This is a genomic window from Nocardiopsis codii, from assembly GCF_036327455.1.
Lineage (GTDB): Bacteria > Actinomycetota > Actinomycetes > Streptosporangiales > Streptosporangiaceae > Nocardiopsis > Nocardiopsis codii.
Window position 1 is genome coordinate 1 of sequence record NZ_JAUZMY010000076.1, and the last position, 1,371, is coordinate 1,371.

The following is a 1,371-nucleotide window of genomic DNA, read 5'->3' on the forward strand; positions in this document are numbered from 1 at the left end:
TCGAGCTTGCCGTTGACGGTCATCGGCAACCCCCCCGACAACACCACCACCACAGCCGGAACCATGTACCCCGGCAACACCCCCGCAACCCGCTCCCGCACCACCACCGGATCCACCAACTCACCCACACCCGGCACCACATACCCCACCAAATGACGGTCCTGCGCCACCTCCCCACACACAGCCACCACCGCCTCCACCACACCCGCACACCCCACCAGAACCGACTCCACCTCCGCCGGCTCAATCCGATACCCACGCACCTTGACCTGCTCATCAGTACGCCCACCGAACACCAGACGCCCATCCGAGGACCACCGCACCCGATCCCCCGTCCGATACATCCGAGCCCCCGCCACACCCCCGAACCCACACGCAACGAACCGCGACGCCGTCAACCCCGACTGACCCACATACCCCCGCGCCAACCCCGGACCAGCCACATACAACTCACCCTCAACCCCCACCGGCACAGGCCGAAGAAACTCATCCAGCACAAACACCGACGTCGAGGCCACCGGAACACCGATCGTCACCGCCTCACCCGCCACCAGATCACCACCGGTAGCGCACACCGTCGTCTCGGTCGGACCATAGGAATTCACCAACCGGCGCCCCCGCGCCCAACGCCGCACCGTCTGCTCCGAACACGCCTCACTCGCCGTGATCACCGTCATCCCACCCGGAAGCGCACCATCGGGCAACGTCGCCAACAACGACGGCGTCACCGTCACATGCGTGATCGAGGCCAACCGCTCCGCCACCCCCGCGGAATCCAACAACTCACGCGCATGACCCACCACCAAACACCCCCCGGTGAGCAGCGCCATCATCACCTCCCACACCGACCCGTCGAAACCGATCGACGCGGTCTGCAGCACCCGACTGCCCACACCCGCACCCAGCACCCCGAACCGGTGCACCAACCGCCCCGCCCCACCATGGGTCACCGCCACACCCTTGGGCCGCCCCGTCGACCCCGACGTATGGATCACATACGCGGTGTTGTCCAACCGCAACGGACCCACACGCTCGGCATCACCCACCGGGCCACACCCCAGACCCGACACATCGACCCCACCCACCACCACAGCCCGCACACCCGAGCCCGACAACCGGCCCACATCATCCACAAGCCCGACCAACGGACGAGTACCAGCCACAATGTCGCACTGCCTGACCAGCGGATACTCAGGATCCACCGGGATATACACACCACCGGCCTTGAGCACGGCCAGCATGCACACCACCAACTCCACCGACCGGTCCACACACACCACCACCCCGACCTCGGGGCCCACCCCCTGCCCGATCAACCACCGAGCCCACCGGTTGGACACCTCGTCCAACTCCACATACGACAACCCGCCC

Annotated in this window: 1 protein-coding gene; it reads right to left on the reverse strand. The window is 66.5% G+C overall.

Features of this window, described 5'->3' with window-relative positions:
- Nucleotides 1-1,355: amino acid adenylation domain-containing protein (locus Q8791_RS31690; RefSeq protein WP_330095543.1), on the reverse strand; the 1,355-nt coding region annotated here is incomplete at its 3' end.
- Nucleotides 1,356-1,371 lie beyond the last annotated feature (16 nt).